Origin of the sequence: Spiractinospora alimapuensis (assembly GCF_018437505.1) — a bacterium.
In the GTDB taxonomy this organism is placed as follows: domain Bacteria; phylum Actinomycetota; class Actinomycetes; order Streptosporangiales; family Streptosporangiaceae; genus Spiractinospora; species Spiractinospora alimapuensis.
The window spans coordinates 3724662-3741439 of sequence record NZ_CP072467.1; the positions used below are offsets into that span (position 1 = coordinate 3724662).

General features: G+C 70.8%; 16 protein-coding genes. 10 read left to right on the forward strand and 6 right to left on the reverse strand.

The genetic code is table 11. From position 1 onward, the window contains the following. The first annotated feature begins 14 nt into the window (after window positions 1–14). The 4 genes from J4H86_RS17310 (at window position 15) to J4H86_RS17325 (ending at window position 3491) form a co-directional block, all read left to right on the forward strand. Window positions 15–875 carry an NAD(P)H-binding protein gene (locus J4H86_RS17310; protein WP_236538816.1) on the forward strand — a complete coding sequence of 287 codons (861 nt, stop codon included), beginning with the start codon at window positions 15–17 and terminating at the stop codon, window positions 873–875. 155 nt (window positions 876–1030) lie between these two features. After that, entirely contained in the window at window positions 1031–1534 is a 504-nt protein-coding gene (locus J4H86_RS17315; protein WP_236538817.1) for an anthrone oxygenase family protein, read from the forward strand. Window positions 1535–1587: 53 nt separating this feature from the next. Continuing rightward, complete coding sequence (locus J4H86_RS17320) at window positions 1588–2856, forward strand: sensor histidine kinase (protein ID WP_236538819.1); 1269 nt, start codon at window positions 1588–1590, stop codon at window positions 2854–2856. Further along, window positions 2853–3491 carry a response regulator transcription factor gene (locus J4H86_RS17325; protein WP_236538820.1) on the forward strand — a complete coding sequence of 213 codons (639 nt, stop codon included), beginning with the start codon at window positions 2853–2855 and terminating at the stop codon, window positions 3489–3491. Before J4H86_RS17320 ends, J4H86_RS17325 begins: the two co-directional genes overlap by 4 nt. A gap of 816 nt (window positions 3492–4307) precedes the next feature. On the opposite strand, the gene J4H86_RS17330 is transcribed toward J4H86_RS17325, so the two are convergent. Continuing rightward, entirely contained in the window at window positions 4308–5018 is a 711-nt protein-coding gene (locus J4H86_RS17330) for a YqeB family protein (RefSeq protein WP_236538821.1), read from the reverse strand. A 177-nt stretch (window positions 5019–5195) separates the two neighbouring features. Between J4H86_RS17330 and J4H86_RS17335 the strand changes: the two genes are divergently transcribed. Continuing rightward, a complete protein-coding gene (locus tag J4H86_RS17335; RefSeq protein WP_236538822.1) occupies window positions 5196–6344 on the forward strand; it encodes a sensor histidine kinase in 1149 nt (382 codons plus the stop codon). Beyond that, window positions 6332–7015: a response regulator transcription factor gene (locus tag J4H86_RS17340; RefSeq protein WP_236538823.1), complete on the forward strand. Its 684-nt coding sequence runs from the start codon at window positions 6332–6334 to the stop codon at window positions 7013–7015. The genes J4H86_RS17335 and J4H86_RS17340 overlap by 13 nt, the downstream gene beginning before the upstream one ends. A gap of 123 nt (window positions 7016–7138) precedes the next feature. Here J4H86_RS17340 and J4H86_RS17345 read toward each other — a convergent pair whose 3' ends face one another. After that, the gene (locus J4H86_RS17345) at window positions 7139–7543 is read right to left on the reverse strand and encodes a RidA family protein (protein WP_236538825.1); all 405 of its coding nucleotides are present in this window, start codon (window positions 7541–7543) and stop codon (window positions 7139–7141) included. Window positions 7544–7695: 152 nt separating this feature from the next. Here J4H86_RS17345 and J4H86_RS17350 point away from each other — a divergent pair, with 152 nt between their 5' ends. Together J4H86_RS17350 and J4H86_RS17355 are read left to right on the forward strand one after the other, a co-directional pair. Further along, on the forward strand, window positions 7696–8286 hold the full coding sequence (locus J4H86_RS17350) for a TIGR03086 family metal-binding protein (RefSeq protein ID WP_236538827.1): 591 nt from the start codon (window positions 7696–7698) through the stop codon (window positions 8284–8286). A 284-nt stretch (window positions 8287–8570) separates the two neighbouring features. Further along, window positions 8571–9470, forward strand: coding sequence for a DUF3592 domain-containing protein (locus tag J4H86_RS17355; RefSeq protein WP_236538828.1), 900 nt, complete (start codon window positions 8571–8573; stop codon window positions 9468–9470). Between the two features lie 19 nt (window positions 9471–9489). Here the strand turns inward: J4H86_RS17355 and J4H86_RS17360 are convergent, their stop codons facing one another. Next, the gene (locus J4H86_RS17360; RefSeq protein ID WP_236538831.1) at window positions 9490–10959 is read right to left on the reverse strand and encodes an aminotransferase-like domain-containing protein; all 1470 of its coding nucleotides are present in this window, start codon (window positions 10957–10959) and stop codon (window positions 9490–9492) included. Between the two features lie 10 nt (window positions 10960–10969). On the opposite strand from J4H86_RS17360, the gene J4H86_RS17365 reads away from it, so the two are divergent. Next, on the forward strand, window positions 10970–12238 hold the full coding sequence (locus tag J4H86_RS17365) for a trans-sulfuration enzyme family protein (RefSeq protein ID WP_236538833.1): 1269 nt from the start codon (window positions 10970–10972) through the stop codon (window positions 12236–12238). A gap of 39 nt (window positions 12239–12277) precedes the next feature. On the opposite strand, the gene J4H86_RS17370 is transcribed toward J4H86_RS17365, so the two are convergent. Beyond that, the gene (locus J4H86_RS17370; protein WP_236538834.1) at window positions 12278–13315 is read right to left on the reverse strand and encodes an FAD-dependent monooxygenase; all 1038 of its coding nucleotides are present in this window, start codon (window positions 13313–13315) and stop codon (window positions 12278–12280) included. A gap of 78 nt (window positions 13316–13393) precedes the next feature. Between J4H86_RS17370 and J4H86_RS17375 the strand changes: the two genes are divergently transcribed. Then, a complete protein-coding gene (locus tag J4H86_RS17375) occupies window positions 13394–13990 on the forward strand; it encodes a TetR/AcrR family transcriptional regulator (RefSeq protein WP_236538835.1) in 597 nt (198 codons plus the stop codon). Between the two features lie 1184 nt (window positions 13991–15174). On the opposite strand, the gene J4H86_RS17380 is transcribed toward J4H86_RS17375, so the two are convergent. After that, the gene (locus J4H86_RS17380) at window positions 15175–15597 is read right to left on the reverse strand and encodes a DUF3151 domain-containing protein (protein ID WP_236538836.1); all 423 of its coding nucleotides are present in this window, start codon (window positions 15595–15597) and stop codon (window positions 15175–15177) included. A 68-nt stretch (window positions 15598–15665) separates the two neighbouring features. Further along, window positions 15666–16688: a class II fructose-bisphosphate aldolase gene (gene fbaA, locus J4H86_RS17385; protein ID WP_236538837.1), complete on the reverse strand. Its 1023-nt coding sequence runs from the start codon at window positions 16686–16688 to the stop codon at window positions 15666–15668. Window positions 16689–16778: the final 90 nt, after the last annotated feature.

Consider the following 16778-nt stretch of genomic DNA (forward strand, 5'->3'; position numbering starts at 1 on the left):
CGAGGAGGAAGTCCATGTTCACCATCGCCGGAGTTACGGGCCACGTGGGATCCGCCGTGGCCGACACCCTGCTCACCGCGGGCGAACCCGTCACCGTCCTGGTCCGCCGCGCGGAGGCCGGAGAGTCGTGGCGGAGCAAGGGAGCCCGGGTGGAGGTGCTCGGCCTCGGCGACCGAGCCCGGCTCGCCAACGTACTGCGTGCCAGCGAGGGGTTCTTCACCCTGCTGCCCACCACGATGGACTCGACGGATCCCGAAGGGGACCACCGAGGGCTCGCCGACCACATCGCGGGTGCCGTCGGGGACAGCGGGGTGCCACACACCGTCATGCTGTCGTCCATCGGGGCTCAGCACGCGGGCGGGACCGGCCCGATCGCCTACCTCCACCACCTCGAGGGTGCACTGCGCGCCACCGGCACCACGTTGACGGCGCTGCGCCCGACCCACTTCCAGGAGAAGATCGAAACCGTTCTCGCCCCCGCGATACACGAGGGCGTGTATCCCGTCTTCGGCGCCACGGACCACGCCGTACCCATGATCGCCACCCGGGACATCGGCGCGGTGGCCGCGGAGCACCTGCGGGGCCGCGGGACCGACAGCGCGGTGGAGCTCCTCCTCGGCCCCTCCTACACCGAGCGAGAGGTGGCCGCGCGACTCGGCGAACTCCTGGGCAAGGAGCTCAACGTCGTCGCCCTGCCGCGCGAGAGCTGGGAGTCGACGTTGGAGGAGAGCGGGGTCTCCGCCGAGTTCGCCCCGGTGCTCGCCCAGCTCTACGACGCCGAACGCGACGGCCTACTGGCGCCCACCGGCCCGGCCCGCGTGCTGCCGACCGAGCTGGACGCGACGCTGAAGGAGGTCCTCGCGGACACCGCCTAGGCAACGCCAACCTCCGTTGATCTTGTAGTTGTCGCCAGCGTGGGCCCCTTGGTTGACGACGACGGCAAGATCGATGGGGTGTGTCCGCGCGCAGTACTGTGAACAGTGGAGTCGCGCCGCCGAGACGCGACCTGGCAGAGCGGGAGATGGTCCGCATGGTGACCATTGCGACAGTGATCGGCGTGATCTCGGCCCTCCTGATCGGCGTCAACGCGGGGATCTTCGTCGCGTTCTCGGTGTCGGTGCTCCCGGGGCTGAACCGGATACCGCCGGAGCACGCCATACCGGCGGCGCGCGGCGTCAACCGCGCCATCCTCAACCCGGTGTTCTTCGTGTTCTTCCTCGGCGCCTTGGTGGGGCCGATCGTGGCGGCGGTGTTCGCCTATATCGCCGGCGTGCCGGTGGCCGGGTGGTTGTCGGTACTGGCCGCCGTGATCTACCTGGTGGGGACGTTCGGGGTGACCATGGCGATCAACGTGCCGTTGAACAACCAACTGGAGAACGACGGTGATCCCGACCCCGAACGGGATCCGTCGGGACGGTCCGCCCAACGGTGGGCGACGTTCGCCATCCCTTGGATGAATTGGAACGCGGTGCGCTCCGTGGCCTGCGTGATCGGCCTGCTCGCGCAGGTCGGCGCGCTCGTCGCCCTCGCCTGAACCACGCGCACCGCCGAAACGACCATGGGACGGAACACGTGAAGGGTGGGCATATGGACGGCCCGGGTCAGGACGATCGCGGCGCGCCTCCGGGACCGGAGTGCGCGTGGGAGGAGGAACTCCGCCCGGCCGGCGTCGACGGCTCCCTGTCCCGCGCCTACCGCGTCAGCCTCGGCCTCTTCGCCGTCGCGATCCTCGTGGCGGCGGGGGTCGTCTCGGTCTGGACCGAGGACGCCGAACCCGGGGGGATCCTCCTCCTCGTCGTCGCCATGGCCCCGTGGTGGACGATGGTGTTCGCGCGAACCGACCACGGTCCGACCTGGGGGTTCGCCGCGGCCACCGTGGCTCCGGTGGCGGCCCTGGGCTTCGGTTGGTGGCCGGCCCTGCCCGTCGAGCTCGGCGGGAGCGCGTTGCTGACCGCCTCGGTCAGCATGCTGCTCATCGTCCTGCTGTACTCCGCCTTCGCCCCCTGGCGACGGGCCGTGGGAGCGATCGCCTCCTGCTACCTGGCGTGGCTGGTGCCGGCGGGGACCGGCTGGCTGGTCGGTGGGCAGGCCGTGGACCTGACCTCAGTTTTCCTCTGGCACCTCGGGTTCCTGTTCTGCTGGGCCGCGGGGCACGCGGCGCGGTTCAGCTTCGCCACCAGCCGGGAACTCGCCGCGGCGCGGGTGGAGCTCACCCGGCGTGAGGCCACCGAACAACGACGACAAGCGGCCCAGGAGGTGCACGACGTCGTGGCACACACCCTCGCGGTGACGATGCTCCACATCACCGCCGCACGGATGGCCGCCCGCCGAGGCGACGTGGCCGCCGCCGAGGACGCGCTCCAGGAGGCGGAGGCGCACGGCCGAGCCAGCCTGACCGACATCCGTCGCGTGGTGCGTCTGCTGCGCGGCGGCGAGAACACCGCCCCACAGCCGTCCCTCCAGGACGTGCCGGACCTGGTCGCCGGCTACCGCGCCGCCGGTGTTCCCGTCGACCTGAGCACCACGGTGACGAGTGTGCCCGCCAACGCCGGCGCGGAGCTCGCGACGTACCGGGTGCTGCAGGAGGCCCTCGCGAACGCGGCCCGGCACGGCACCGGCGGAGCGACGGCCTCACTGGAGGCGGTGCCCGGAGGGATCGCCCTCGCGGTGCGTAACCCGACACGGACCGGTGCGGCCGACGCGACTCCGGGCACCGGGGTGCTGGGGATGCGGGAACGCGCCACGGCCGCCGGGGGAACGATGAGCGCCGGCGTGGATGACGGAGGCGAGTGGGTGGTGCGCGCGTTCCTCCCCGTGGAGTCGGACGCGGCGGCGACGCGGGAGGTCACCACGTGATCCAGGTCCTGTTGGTGGACGACCAACCCCTCGCCCGCGCCGGCCTGCGACGCATCCTTGAGCCCGAGGACGACCTGACCATCGTGGGCGAGTGCGCCGACGGTGACGAAGTCGTGGACGCGGTCTCCGCCCACCGGCCGGACGTCGTGGTGATGGACGTCCGGATGCGCCGTGTGGACGGTGCCACCGCGACCCGCCACCTACGTACGGGAACCCTGCCGCCCCCGGTGCTGATCCTGACCACCTTCGACGACGACGAGACCGTCGCTGCGGCCCTGGGTGCCGGCGCGGCGGGCTTCGTGCTGAAGGACGCCCCCGGAGAGGACATAGTCCGGGCGACCCGCACCGTGGCCACCGGCGGGTCGTGGCTCGACCCACAGATCGCGGGGCAGGTGTTGGCGACCTACCGGCGGGTGTGGGGCCGGGGCGGCAAGGCAACGGCCACCGACCTCACCGACCGAGAGCGCGACGTCCTCCACCACGTCGGGCGAGGCTCCACCAACGCGGAGGTCGCCGCGGCCCTCCACGTCAGCGAGGCGACGGTCAAGACCCACCTCGGCAACATCCTCACCAAACTCGACCTCCGCGACCGCCCGGCCGCCATCGTCTTCGCCCACGACCACGGCTTGGTGTGACGACGGGAGAACGGGGGCCGTCAGCCGAGTTCGTTGGACTGTACGTCGTGGAGGAACGCCCGCCACTCTGGCCACTGTGTACGGCCGATACGGTACGCGCCGCGCGGGTGTGGGCGCGAGCTCCGGGTGGGCGTCCAGAGGTGCGACGATGCCGTGGTGACGCTCAGTGAGCTGGTCACCAATGTGGTCGTCCATTCCTTGAGCGGTGCTCCTGGGGTACATCCCGCGCTGTGCTGGATGTGGACGACACTCGGATGCGGAGCACCGTCATCGACCTCGGGGGATCACCTATCCCGGCCCCCATCATCCTCACCGGCAATCCTCGAAGACGACATGGAGGTGCGCGGGCGCGGACTGGCCGTCGTTCACCAGCTCGCTGGCGGCTGGTGGGTGTCCACGGGCAATCACGAGTGCTCCGTCACCGACGAATTCGCGTTGAACGGAGCCCAGCCCACGGGCTTCCGCTCCGCACCACCACTCACGCCTGAGGCACGCGAACGCTACCTCCGACCCAACCCCCATCGGTGAGCTGGCCCGTGCGCGCCTGCCGCACCTCGCCCTGTGTTCCCCGCTCCTCCACCGCGACAGGGACCGGGCGGGTGTCCACCCCCGACCTACCCGACCTCCGACTCCTGGAACGACGGATCTGCGTCCACCTCACCCGTCCCAACGGTTCACGTGGGTGGAGTGGACCCCGCTCTGGCGGGTGGGGGTGCACAACCATCGGGTGGATGTGTGGAAAACCTGATGGAGTGGAGAAACTTCGATGGGGGAGCGGCGCGGGACAAGGACCCCCATGGCGGGAAGGGCCCGGGCTCAACGGACGACGCGGAAGTGCTGCTTGCCATCACGGTCGCGGAGCATCACGTCGAGCGCCACCAGTTCGGAACGCAGCTCCTCGGCGTCGTCGGCCTTGTCGTTCTCCAGGGCCTTCGCTCGCGCCTTCAGCAGTGCGTTCGCCGAGGTCGACAGTTCGGGGAGACCATCGACCCAACGACGGTACTCCTCGGCGTGGGGGTCCTCCTCCATCCACGGGAATCCGTGTTCCTCCAGCGCGGCGCGCAGACGCTCGCGGTCGGGGAGGTCGCCGCCCTGGCGAAGCACCTCCCGCGCGTCCGGTCCCACCACCACGAGGTCCTTTCCGTCCACGAACACCGCGTCGACGTTGGCGCGCTCCACAGTGCGTGGACGGTTGTCGCGTACCGTGCGAAGCTCGTCGTCCCGCACGGTGACGGTGACGTACTCGCTCTCGCTCATCAGCGCGAGCACCACCCCGCCCACGATGCCGAGCACCGCGCCGCCGATCGCCGCCGGAAGCTCCGGCAGGTTCGCCGCGAGCTCCACCGGACCGGGCAGCGGCAGCCAGTCGAATCCCACCAACCACTCGGCGAGGCGGGGCAGCAGCCAGCCCAGCACCGCCCCCGCCAGCGGGAAGCCGAGCCAGATCAGGGCCCACTCTCCTCGGGGCCGCGTCAACGTGGTCTCTGGCGCTCCGTGTGGTGTCACGGTTCCCTCCCCGTACGTCATGTCCCTGACGCTACGGAGGGCGCGTCCGCCCGCGCATCGGCCGCCGGTACCCGCCGCAACGACTTTCGTCGCTCCGTTGGGCGGGCGACTCACCCCAAAGTCGCCGATTCGCCGAAGGAGGTCTCCACATCGCCCGCGAGACGCCGCCCGCGGCGCTGACCACGGTAGTTTCCCACCATGAGCACCATCGAGTCCTGGGCCCGACGCCGAGACGTCCGCGCCCGGCTCACCGACACCGGCGCGTTCGTGCTCGCTCTGGGATACATGTCCGTGTGGCTGGTCATCCTGGTGGACGACGCGACCGTGAACGTGGGCGTCCTCCAACGCAACCTCGTGCTCGCTCTCCTGGCCTGTCTGGCGCTGTGGTGGCGTCGCCGTTGGCCCGTCGGAGTCGCGGCCGTGCTGGTCCCGTTGGCGGCCGTCGCCGACCTCGGACAGGGCGCGTTGATCATCGCCCTGTTCACCGTCGCCGCGCACCGATCCACCCGGGCGACGTTGACTCTCGCCGGTGCCTTCCTCCTCCTTCGGGCCGGCCTCGTGCTGGGCTTCTCCGACGTCACCACCGATGTCGCCTGGGTGTTGGTCTTCTCCGCGACCACCACGATCGCCGCCGTGGGCTGGGGTTTCTTCGCGCGACGCAGGACCGAGCTGATGGCGTCCCTGCGAGATCGGGCCGAGCGGGCCGAGACCGAGGCGCGGCTCCGGGCCGAACAGGCACAGCGCAGCGCCCGGGAGCAGGTCGCCCGTGAGATCCACGACGTTCTGGGGCACCGGCTCTCCCTGCTCAGTGTGCACGCGGGCGCGCTCGAGTACCGGCCGGACGCCTCGCGGGACGACGTCTCCCACGCGGCCCGCGTGATCCGGGACAGCGCCCACGCCGCACTCCAGGACTTGCGCACCGTCGTCGGCGTCCTCCGCGCCCCGGTCGGTGAACTGCCCGCCCCGACCGAAGAGGACCTCGCCCGGCTCGTCACCGAGACCCGCGCGGCCGGAACCCCCGTTGAGTTCGTGCGCGCCGTGGAGGGAACCCCACCGGACGACGCCGTGCGAGCCGCCTACCGGGTGGTGCAGGAGGGGCTCACCAACGTACGCAAGCACGCACCCGGAGCGGGCGCGGACGTGCGGCTCTCCGGCTCCGCCAGGACCGGACTGACCGTGGACGTCACCAACACCCCGCCCGAACGCCCCTCCGAGCCCCCCGACACGACCGGACAGGGGCTGCTCGGTCTCACCGAACGCGTCACCCTGCTGGACGGACACCTCGAACACGGACCTGACCAGGAGGGTGGCTTCCGACTCCACGCCTGGCTACCGTGGCCCGCGTGACCGATACCGACCAGGTGAGCGTGCTCATCGTCGACGACGACCCCCTGCTGCGAACCGGCCTACGCATGATGCTCGACGGCGCGGAGGGAATCCGCGTGGTGGGCGAGGCCGCCGACGGCACCGAAGTCGAGAACGAGGTCCGCCGCACCGCCCCCGACGTCGTGCTGATGGACATCCGCATGCCCGGCATGGACGGGCTCGCCGCCACGCGACGGCTCCGATCCCGCCAGTCCGCGCCCGAGGTGATCGTGCTGACCACCTTCGACGCCGACTCCCACGTCCTGGGGGCGCTGCGGGCCGGAGCCGCCGGGTTCGTCCTGAAGGACACCTCACCGCCGGAGATCGTCGCCGCCATCCACCGCGTCGCCCACGGCGATCCGGTCCTCTCCCCCTCCGTGACCCGACGCCTGATGAACCGCGTCGCCGAGTCAGACCAGGACCGGCGCCGCCGCCAGGCCCAGGACCGGCTGGCGGTCCTGAACGAACGGGAACGGGCGGTGGCCGACGCGGTCGGATCCGGAAAGTCCAACGCCGAGATCGCCGCGGACCTCTACCTCGGGGTTCCCACGGTGAAGACCCACGTGTCCAACATCCTCACCAAACTCGACCTCAACAATCGCGTCCAGGTCGCCCTCCTCGTCCACGACGCCCGCGCGGGGGAACCGGAGTAGCAGGGACGTCGACCCGCCGACCCGCCCGCCGGACGAGCTCCCCTGACACCCGGGTTCGACCTCTGACGCCGGCACCGAAGCTCCGGGATCGGTGGATGCCAGGTCCCCCCCGGGGGGCGGCGGTCAGTGCGTGACCGCGACCGCTTCGACCTCCACCAACTGGTCGTCGTAGCCGAGGCACGCGACGCCCAGCAAGGTGCTCGGCGCGTCGTGGTCACCCATGTGCGCCCGCACCACGTTCCAGGCGGCCACCAGATCGTCCTGGCGGGAGGACGCCACGTAGACGGTCGTCTTCACGACGTTCTGCAGGTTCGCCCCGGCGCCCTCGAGCGCCGTCGCCAGGTTGCGCATCACCCGCTCCGCCTGGCCGGCGTAGTCGCCGACCGCGACGGTGTTGCCCGCGTCGTCCAGTGGACAGGCCCCCGCCGTCCACACGGCCCGAGCGGGCATGGACGCCACCGCCGCGTAGGCGTAGTCCACCGCGTCGGTGAGGTCGTCGTTGCGGACCAGTGTTACCCCGTTGGTCATGGATCTCCTCGATGAAGGTTCAGTGTTCAGCCCTGATATGTCTCATTCAACGGGCCTCCGAGCAGGGGAGTTCCGGGCGACGGGTGCTCGGAGTGTGACGTTCACGCGTGCCACGAGATCTTGCGTCGCCCTCACCCGCTATCGTCGTACGTATGATCGATATCGAGCCGGCCGCACGGCGAATGCGGAACCTGGCCGCTGGCGTTCCCGACGACGAGCTGGCCGCACCGACACCGTGTGCGGAGATGCGGGTGGGCGACCTGCTGGACCACGTCCTGACGCTCGCGTGGGCCTTTCGGCTCGCCGCCGAGAAGGAGACGACAGCGGCGGACGGCCCGCCCCCGGTTCCGAAGGCGGAGAACCTGCCGTCGGACTGGCGGACGCGGCTTGACCACCGGCTCGGCGCTCTGGTCGAGGCCTGGTCGGATCCCACCGCGTGGGAGGGAGAAACCGCGGTCGGCGGCGTGGCGGCGCCTGGCGAGGAGGTCGGGATGATCGCCCTCGACGAGCTGGTCCTGCACGGGTGGGACCTCGCCCGCGCCACCGGGCAGGAGTACGTGTGCCCCCAGGACGACGCCGAGGCGTGCTACGCCTTCGTCTCCGCAGTCCCACCCGACGATCCCGCCGCACGCGAAGGCCTGTTCGGCCCCGTGGTCCCGGTCCCCCAGGACGCCCCGTTGTTCGACCGAGTGCTGGGCCTCAGCGGTCGCGACCCGAAGTGGACACCGCCCGCGTCCGGCTGAAGTTCCTCGACCGGTTCCCGTCCCGCCCAGCCGGGACGTCTGGGGCGAGGAACCAGTCGGTGCCCGACCGGCGCCCTCCACTGTGGACCGAGCCCGCGCGTACTGCGTTCTCCGGTCGCGATGGATTTCGCTCGTGTGCTGGTCCTCCCGCCGAGGACGCCGCCGCATGTGGGGGCCCGATCGGGCTTGTCCAACACCTGCGGCCGGCCGATGTTCACCCGTTCTGTTCGCGCTCGCGGGTTTTTCGTACGCTGGGCCGGAGCCGAGAGACGGGGAGACACGCCATGCCGTGGCAGTTCTACGCGGTGCACCTGCTGCTCGGGACGGTGTTCGTCGGCTTTGGTGGGTACCGGTTGTGGCGGGAGCGCGAGCTTCGTGTCGGGGGTGTCTCGACCTATGCGGTGATCGTCGCGCACGACGTCCACTACGGTGCGGGAGATCCCGGGGGCATCCACGTCGAGAACCGGTCCGCGGATCCCGGCCGGCCCACGCGGTTCCCCTGGTCGGTCGGGACCGGGGACCGGAGCCTGACGCAGGCGCCGATCGTCGAGTTCACCACGGCGGAGGGGCGGACGGTCCGTGCGCGGTCCCGGGTCAGTACGACCGCCACGAGCTTCACCCCGGGGCGCGTCGTCACCGTGCACTATGACCTGGCCTCCCCCCAGGAGGTCGCGATCGACGGGCACGGACGTGGCCTCCTACGGCTGTTCGTCGCGATCGGGGTGTTGCTGTTCGTCATCGCCACCGTATTCGCCGTCGTCCCCGACGACGAGCTGGGGCCGTGGATCGCCGCCGGGGTGCCGCTGATCCTGGGCAGCGCCTTTCTCGGGATCGGTGGCCACGGGGTGGCGCGGGTGGTGAACACACGCCGGCGCGGGACGGCCGCCACCGGAACGATCGTCGGCGAGTCGACGTCGTCCACCCGGGAGGGCATCACGCTGTACCACCCGGTGGTGCGGTTCCAGCTCCCCACCGGGCACACCGTCGACGTGCCGTCCGAGCGTGGCCGCGTCCTCGGCCGTCCACAGCGTGGGGAGAACGTCACCGTGCGGTACCTGCCGGAGGACCCCTACCGGATGGCTCTCGCCGGAGACCGCCCGCGCCCCCTGTTCGTGCTCTTCTCGTTCGTCGGGGCACTCATTCTGGCGGGGGGACTGATCGTGACGGCGATCGTCGTCCTGTGACCCCAGCCCGGCTCGGGCCTCACATGACCATCTGGTCGAGAGTGCTCGCGCGCAGCGGTCGGCGCGCGGCGTAGTCAACCCAGGCCGCGCGCATCCGTCGGACCGCGGTGCTCAGCGTGTCCCGGTCGCCGGAGAAGGGGATCCGCACCCAGGGGGAGGTGCCGCCCCCTGGGGTGAGGGCGTCGCCGGGGAGGAGCACCACCCCGTGCCGGGCCGCGATCTGCGTGTAGGCACCGGCCTCTCCCTCGGGGAGGCGGACCCACATACTCTGTCCCCCCTGCGGACGAACCCACTGCCAGGTGGGAAGGTGTTCGGCGAATTCGTTGACCAGGTGTTCGAACCGATGGCGCAGCGCGGTCGCCCGGCGGTGGGCGAGGTCGTCCAGGACGGGGAACAGGCTTGCCGCCGCCAGTTGGGAGCAGAACTCCCCGCTCATTCCCGCCAGTGTGCGGAGGCGGAGGAGTTGGGAGATCACCTCCGCGTCGGCCCGCACCCAGCCGATCCGAAGCCCGCCCCACACCGACTTGCTCAGGGATCCCACCGTCACCACCTGTTCCCCGCCGGGGTAGGAGGCGAGCGGGGGCGGAGCGGGGTCGTCGAAGGGAAGGTCGACCATGGTCTCGTCCTCGACCAGCATCACGTCGTACTGGCGCGCCGCCGCCGCGATTCGTCGCCGCCGCGCGGGCGGGATGACCGTCCCCGTCGGGTTGTGGAACGTGGGGATCAGGTAGGCGAGCACCGGGCGGGAGCCGGCGAACCGGTCCAACAGACGCGTGACGTCCACACCTTCCCCGCCCACGGGCACCGTGCGTACGACCGCCGAGGCCGCACCGAAGAGGGCGAGCGCGCCCGGATAGGTGGGGTTCTCGCACAGCACCGTGTCCCCGGCGCTGACATACCCGCGGACCAGGAGGTCGAGCGCCTGCTGCGCGCCGTTGGTGACCAGGATCTGGTCGGGGGTGGTGGGGAGTCCGCGGTGGGTGTAGCGCTCCGCCACGGCCTGGCGCAGCGCCGGATGGCCGGCGGGGTGGACCCCGATGTCGCCGTGCACGGTGGTCAACTGGTCCGCGGCTTGGGCGTAGGCGTCCTGGAGCTCGCGTGGTGGAGCGTCCGGGGCGACACAAGCGAGCAGCACCGCGTCGGTCGTGTTCTCCTGGAACATGCTGAGGAACTGGGGGGTGTTGGGAGCGTTGCCCACGGTGTGGGCGACCGGCTGGCTCCGAGGCGCCACACGCGTTCCGCTGCCCTGTCGACGCAGAACGTAACCATCCTCACGCAGTCGGTCGAAACAGGCCACGACCGTGCCTCGCCCCACTGCCAGCAGCGTCGCCAGCCGACGTTCCGGAGGCAGCGGGGTGTCCGAGGGGAGGGTGCCCTCGTCGATCAAGGCACGAAGACGCGTGGCGAGCAGCAGATACAGCGGTCCACGCCCATTCGCCCACCGGCCGAGCAGGGCGGACAGAGCCTCGGGGGAGATTGGTTCAGGCACAGAACCAATAATGCAGTATTGGACCTACACCTGGAATCAGAACTGGGAGAAACTGCGGCACATGGCACAGAACGACGCGTTCGACCCGACCACCCCCGAGCTTTCCCCCAGCTCCCGCGCGATCCACACCGAGGCACCGGCGGACCTTGGCGGCGCGCCGCTCGGGATTCCGTTGTACCAGAGCCAGGTGTATCGCTTCGCCAAGGCCGACCAGCTCGCCGACGCGTTGGCGGGCCCGGGAGCTCCCTTCGTCTACGGCCGGCACGGAAACCCCACCGTGGCGGCCTTCGAGCAGGCCATGGCCGACCTGGAGGGTGGCGCCGCCGCGTGGGCCGCCGGTTCCGGTATGGGCGCGATCACCTCGACCGTCCTGGGGCTGTTGGGCGCGGGGGACCACGTGGTGGCGCAGAACGCCATCTACGGCGGCACCAGGACCGTGCTCAGTGACCTCGCGGCCCGGTGGGGCCTGGAGGTCAGTTACGTCGACCCCACGCCCGACGCCGTGCGCGCCGCGCTGCGTCCCAACACCAGGCTGGTGCACCTGGAGACCATCGCCAACCCGACCGGCGCCGTGCACGACCTCAAGGGCATAGCCGCGGTGGCCCGGGAGGCGGGTGCCTACACGGTCGTGGACAACACGTTCGCCACACCGTTGCTCTGCCGCCCGATCGAACACGGGGCGGACATCGTGGTCCACTCCGCCACCAAGTACATCGGGGGACACGCCGACGTACTGGGCGGCGTCGCGGTGTTCGCCGACCGTGGCGTGCTCGACACGGTGTGGCCCCGCGTCGCCGAGTACGGCTCAGCGCTGGACCCGTTCGCGGCGTGGCTCCTCGCCCGGGGGCTGCAGACCCTCGGTGTGCGGATGCGGCAGCACAGCGCCAACACCCTGGAGCTCGCCACGCGCCTGGATCGGCATCCTGGGGTACGCCGCGTGCACTACCCCGGCCTCCCGGACCACCCCAGCCACGCCCGTGCCACGGAGCTGCTCGACGGAGGCTACGGCGGGGTCCTCGCCTTCGAACTGGACGGAGGCCGCGAGGCCGGCCGGACGTTCATCGAGGCGGTGCGTCTGGTCTCGCTCTCCGCGTCCCTCGGTGACGTCAAGTCACTCGCCATGCACCCCGCGACCGTCTCCCACCGCCACCTCACCAGTGAGGAACTCGCCGCCGCCGGCATTGACGAGGGGCTCATCCGGTTCAGCGTCGGGATCGAGGACGTCGAGGACATCTGGCGGGACGTGGACCAGGCCCTCGCCCACGCGACCGGGGCCTGAGGACGGCCACCGTCCACCGGCCGGGTCACAGGGGGTCGCTCACCCGGGGAGGACGCGCAACAGCGCGTCGCGCGCGGCGGCGTGCCGCGTTCCGGCGAGACGCGTCATCCACCGCGACGAGGTGACCACGCGTTGCGCCGGCCCGCGCCGTCGGGCGTCGTACCGCGCCAGCGCACGGGGGACGTGATCCTCTCGCGCGAGGGCCCGCGTGAGCGCGACGGAGTCCAGGAGCGCCTGGCAGGCTCCCTGGCCCAACGACGGGGTCATGGCGTGTGCGGCGTCCCCCACCAGTGCCACGTTTCCCACCACGAACGACGACAGGTGCGGCGCGAGCTCGTGGATCGGGTGGCACAACACCTCGTCGGCGTCCGCCTCGGCCAGGATCCGTGGGATCGGTGCGTGCCACCCGCGGAACCGCGCGCGGAGATCGGCGAACGACTCCGTGCTGGTGGGCGCCGTCGCGACGGCGGCGTACCAGTTGGTGGTGCCGGGCCCCTGCGGCGTGATCCCGAAGATCTGTCCAGGTCCCCAGGTCTCACCGTATTCGGGCGGCCGTACGTCGGTCACGCCACGCCACGCGACGACCCCCGCGTAGCGCACGCGAGCGACGTCGTCGAAGAACGCCCCACGGACCGTGCTGCGAATGCCGTCGGCACCGACGACGAGGTCGTAGTCCCGCCTGAGCTGGGACGGATCAGTGATGGTGACCCCGGTCGACACCCGTGCCGTGGGGATCGCGGACCGGAGGAGCTCCATCAGCGCACCGCGGGACAACATCCGCACCGGCTCGCCGTGCCGGCGTTCGATCCGCTCCAGCGGCAGGCGGGAGACGCGGCGCCCGTCGGGGCGGCGGACCGTGGCGGATCGGTACGGCACCGTGCGCGCGTGGAGGTCATCCCCGAGGCCGAGCGCGCGGAGGGCGTCCTGTGCAGACGGGTGGATCCCCAGGGCGGTCCCGGTCGTGACGACGTCGGGCCAGCGCTCGAGGACCGTCACGTCCCATCCGCCCCTCACCAGACCGACACTGGTCGCGAGGCCGCCGATCCCGGCGCCGATGACGACGGCCGTGCGTGTCACTCTCCTCACCTCCACAATGGACTACCCCATCAGTGGTACCACTAATGTGGTGGTTTGGCGAGTGGATAATGGAGCGCGATGGTGGAGAACCGAGAACGCCGCGACCGACTGCGAGACACCGCGATCGAAGTGCTGGCGGCGGATGGTGCCCGCGGGCTGACCCATCGTGCGGTGGACCGAGTGGCGGGACTTCCGCAAGGAACGACCAAGAACTACTTCGGGACCCGCGACGCGCTACTGGAGACGACCGCCGAGCGGTGTGTGGAGCGGTACTGGATGGAGCTGCGCACGGCGCAGGACGAGGTCGTGCGCGATCGGGCCACGTTGCTCGACCTGCTCACGCGGCTGGTCGACAGAGCGGTGACCCACAACCGGTCACGCCTCGTCGCGTATCTGGAGCTCCACGCCGAGGGATCGCGCCGCCCGGCGATCCAGGAGGTCCTCGCGCGCCTGACCGAAGCGGATCTCGACGCGCACCTCGACGCCCAACGGCAGGCCGGTCTCCCCGCGACGCGGCGCAGCGCGGCGATGGTCGTCCTCGGGGTCAACACCGCGCTCACCTACCTGGTGACGCAACCGCGCTCGACGCTGGAGGCGTACGGGCTGGACGACCCCGGCACCTACCTCCGTGACCTGCTGACGGCGGTGTACCCGTCGTCGGAGGCGTCGGAGTGACGCACTCCCGCCCTCTCGCGGGGACTCGGCGGGGCTTGTCGTACGGTCAGTCGGCCCCAAGGCGAGCCGGGGTCCGGTAGGGACGTCGATGCGCGACCGTACGGGGATGTGGTGTCAAGTGCGGTCGTTGAATCAGGGGCGGTGCCCTCCGGCGAGGGTTCCGCCGGTGGTCGGCCCACCGGACATCCCTTGAATCGGCTATAGCGGCGGCGAGGAAGCCTTCCCGCCCGAGGCCAGCCGGTCGTTCACCGTCTGCCGCCATGGTGGTGTCACGGCGAGGGGAGGTGGATACAGGCGGCATGACCTTCGTCCTGATCACACTGGCGTACGCCAGCGTCGCGGTCCCCACCCTGTTCGCGGAGCTCGTGTATCTCCTGGTCTTTCGGCGGAGGGCGGGATCACCGCCACCACCAGGACCTCTCGGTCCGGGTCCGTACGACGCGCGGCACCAGTGGCGCACCGTGCAGCCTCCGGCCGGGGGAGTGAGGCGGAGCGGCGAGCCGTGTTCCGCTACTGGGTGTCGTCACTGGGTCGCCTGACACGGATGTCGTATCCAGGGAGTGGACGCATTGGTGAGCTGCCCCGCCAGAGTCGACTAGGTCGTGTTCTTTTGCGGGCTTTCGGATGAGGGAGCGGCCGTCGCCCCGGCGATCGTGAGCCCCCGGCACCCCCAACAGTGCCCCCAAGAGGCACAGCGGTGCAAGATTCACGACCTGGTGGCGAACGCGGCGATACCGCTCGACCAGGTTCAGCCAGGACGCGGGAGTTGGGATCACGCGCGGGTGGACCGTGCGGGGCATGGAGGTCGAAGAGTGGGCCCATGTCCGACCCGGCTGTTGGTGCGGCGCGAAGGCATCCCAGGTGCTCCACACGGCGTTCTGTTCAGGCCGGCGCGTGCGGCCACGGATCGTGCCGACTCGTCGGCGTTCGTGGCCGGTTTGTCCTGCGGCCTCGCGGCACTCATCACCCCGAGCTGGACGTCGGTGATCGCGTGCGTCCGGGACAGGGGGGCGCGAGGTTTCGCGGATACCACCCGGGGGGTAGGGCCGGGATTCCCCGCACGGACCCCGCGAGAACGCCGATTCCCACGCGCGGGAGCCCTCAGCTTCCACGAGGCACCAGCGAATACCAGCCGGCGCCCTCGGTCCGGCTGGTGCGAGAACGTGGCGGGATGCGCCGGGCCGCTAGGCGTCCTTGAGCGCGGCGGCGGCTTCGGCGCTGCTGTCCTGGAGGAACGTGGTGCACCGTTCGGCCTCGTCGGTCTCCCCGATCTCGCCGGCCGCGCGCGCGAGCACGTGCAGGCAGCGCAGGAAGCCGCGGTTGGGCTCGTGCTCCCACGGGATGGGGCCGTGCCCCTTCCAGCCGGACCGACGCAGTTGGTCCAGCCCACGGTGGTAACCGGTGCGCGCGTAGGCGTAGGCCGTGACCACCTGGCCGTCGGCGATGGCCCGCTGGGCGAGCTCCGCCCAGGCCGCGGAGAACGTGGGATACTTGGCCGCGACCTCGGTGGGGTCGCTGGCCGCGGCGAGCGCGGCGGCGGGTTCGGGGGTCTCCGGCAGGTAGGTGGGAGGCGGCCCACCGAGCAGGTTCTCGTGCATCGGACTCATGCCCCCAGCATGCCAGGCCACAACCGGACCCGGGCCGGGGTCGCCCCTGGGGCGACCCCGGGGGCGCGTCACTTCACGCGGGTGCCGGCGGAACGCAGGTTCTGGCAGGCCTCCACCACGCGCTCGGCCATGCCGGCCTCGGCGGCCTTGCCGTAGGCGCGCGGGTCGTAGGCCTTCTTGCTGCCGATTTCGCCGTCGATCTTCAGCACACCGTCGTAGTTCTTCATCACGTGGTCGACGATCGGCCGCGTGAAGGCGTACTGGGTGTCGGTGTCGACGTTCATCTTCACGACGCCGTAGTCGATCGCGGCGCGGATCTCCTCCTCGGTGGAGCCGGATCCGCCGTGGAACACGAAGTCGAAGGGCTTGGTCTTGCCGTACTTGGCGCCGACGGCCTCCTGGGCCTCCTTGAGGACCTCGGGGCGCAGCTTCACGAAGCCCGGCTTGTAGGAGCCGTGCACGTTGCCGAAGGTGAGAGCGGTCATGTAGTAGCCGTTCTCGCCGAGGCCCAGCGCGTCGGCGGTCGCCAGCGCGTCCTCGGGGGTGGTGTACAGCTTCTCGTTGATCTCGCCGACGATGCCGTCCTCCTCACCACCGACGACGCCGACCTCGATCTCCAGGATGATCTTGGCATCCTTGCACTGGGCGAGGAGCTCCTTGGCGATCTCCAGGTTCTCGCCCAGCGGGACCGCGGACCCGTCCCACATGTGCGACTGGAACAGCGGCTCCTCACCGCGTGCGACCCGCTCCTTGGAGATCGCGACGAGCGGCCGGACGAACCCGTCCAGCTTCTCCTTCGGGCAGTGGTCGGTGTGCAGGGCGACGTTGACGGAGTACTTCTCCGCCACCACGCGCGCGTACTCGGCGAACGCGACCGACCCGGTGACCATGTCCTTGACCGTCGCGCCGGAGAGGAACTCGGCCCCGCCGGTCGACACCTGGACGATGCCGTCACTCTCCGCCTCAGCGAACCCCCGCAGCGCCGCGTGCAGCGTCTGGCTGGAGGTCACGTTGATCGCCGGATAGGCGAAGCCCTGGGACTTCGCGCGGCTGAGCATTTCCGCATAAACCTCGTGGGTCGCGATAGGCATGGTGATACTCCCTGGTGAACCGGGGCGCGGATGGCCAGATTGGACACCTCTCACCGTAGTGGGTCCAGGACGAACACGGCCGCCGTGGCA

Excerpts from the sequence above, each read along its gene's own strand:
- J4H86_RS17310 (WP_236538816.1), top strand. The coding sequence starts at position 15 with ATGTTCACCATCGCCGGAGTTACGGGCCACGTGGGATCCGCCGTGGCC.
- J4H86_RS17315 (WP_236538817.1), top strand. The coding sequence starts at position 1,031 with ATGGTGACCATTGCGACAGTGATCGGCGTGATCTCGGCCCTCCTGATC.
- J4H86_RS17320 (WP_236538819.1), top strand. The coding sequence starts at position 1,588 with ATGGACGGCCCGGGTCAGGACGATCGCGGCGCGCCTCCGGGACCGGAG.
- J4H86_RS17330 (WP_236538821.1), bottom strand. The coding sequence starts at position 5,018 with ATGACGTACGGGGAGGGAACCGTGACACCACACGGAGCGCCAGAGACC.
- J4H86_RS17335 (WP_236538822.1), top strand. The coding sequence starts at position 5,196 with ATGAGCACCATCGAGTCCTGGGCCCGACGCCGAGACGTCCGCGCCCGG.
- J4H86_RS17345 (WP_236538825.1), bottom strand. The coding sequence starts at position 7,543 with ATGACCAACGGGGTAACACTGGTCCGCAACGACGACCTCACCGACGCG.
- J4H86_RS17350 (WP_236538827.1), top strand. The coding sequence starts at position 7,696 with ATGATCGATATCGAGCCGGCCGCACGGCGAATGCGGAACCTGGCCGCT.
- J4H86_RS17355 (WP_236538828.1), top strand. The coding sequence starts at position 8,571 with ATGCCGTGGCAGTTCTACGCGGTGCACCTGCTGCTCGGGACGGTGTTC.
- J4H86_RS17365 (WP_236538833.1), top strand. The coding sequence starts at position 10,970 with ATGCAGTATTGGACCTACACCTGGAATCAGAACTGGGAGAAACTGCGG.
- J4H86_RS17375 (WP_236538835.1), top strand. The coding sequence starts at position 13,394 with ATGGTGGAGAACCGAGAACGCCGCGACCGACTGCGAGACACCGCGATC.
- J4H86_RS17380 (WP_236538836.1), bottom strand. The coding sequence starts at position 15,597 with ATGAGTCCGATGCACGAGAACCTGCTCGGTGGGCCGCCTCCCACCTAC.
- fbaA (WP_236538837.1), bottom strand. The coding sequence starts at position 16,688 with ATGCCTATCGCGACCCACGAGGTTTATGCGGAAATGCTCAGCCGCGCG.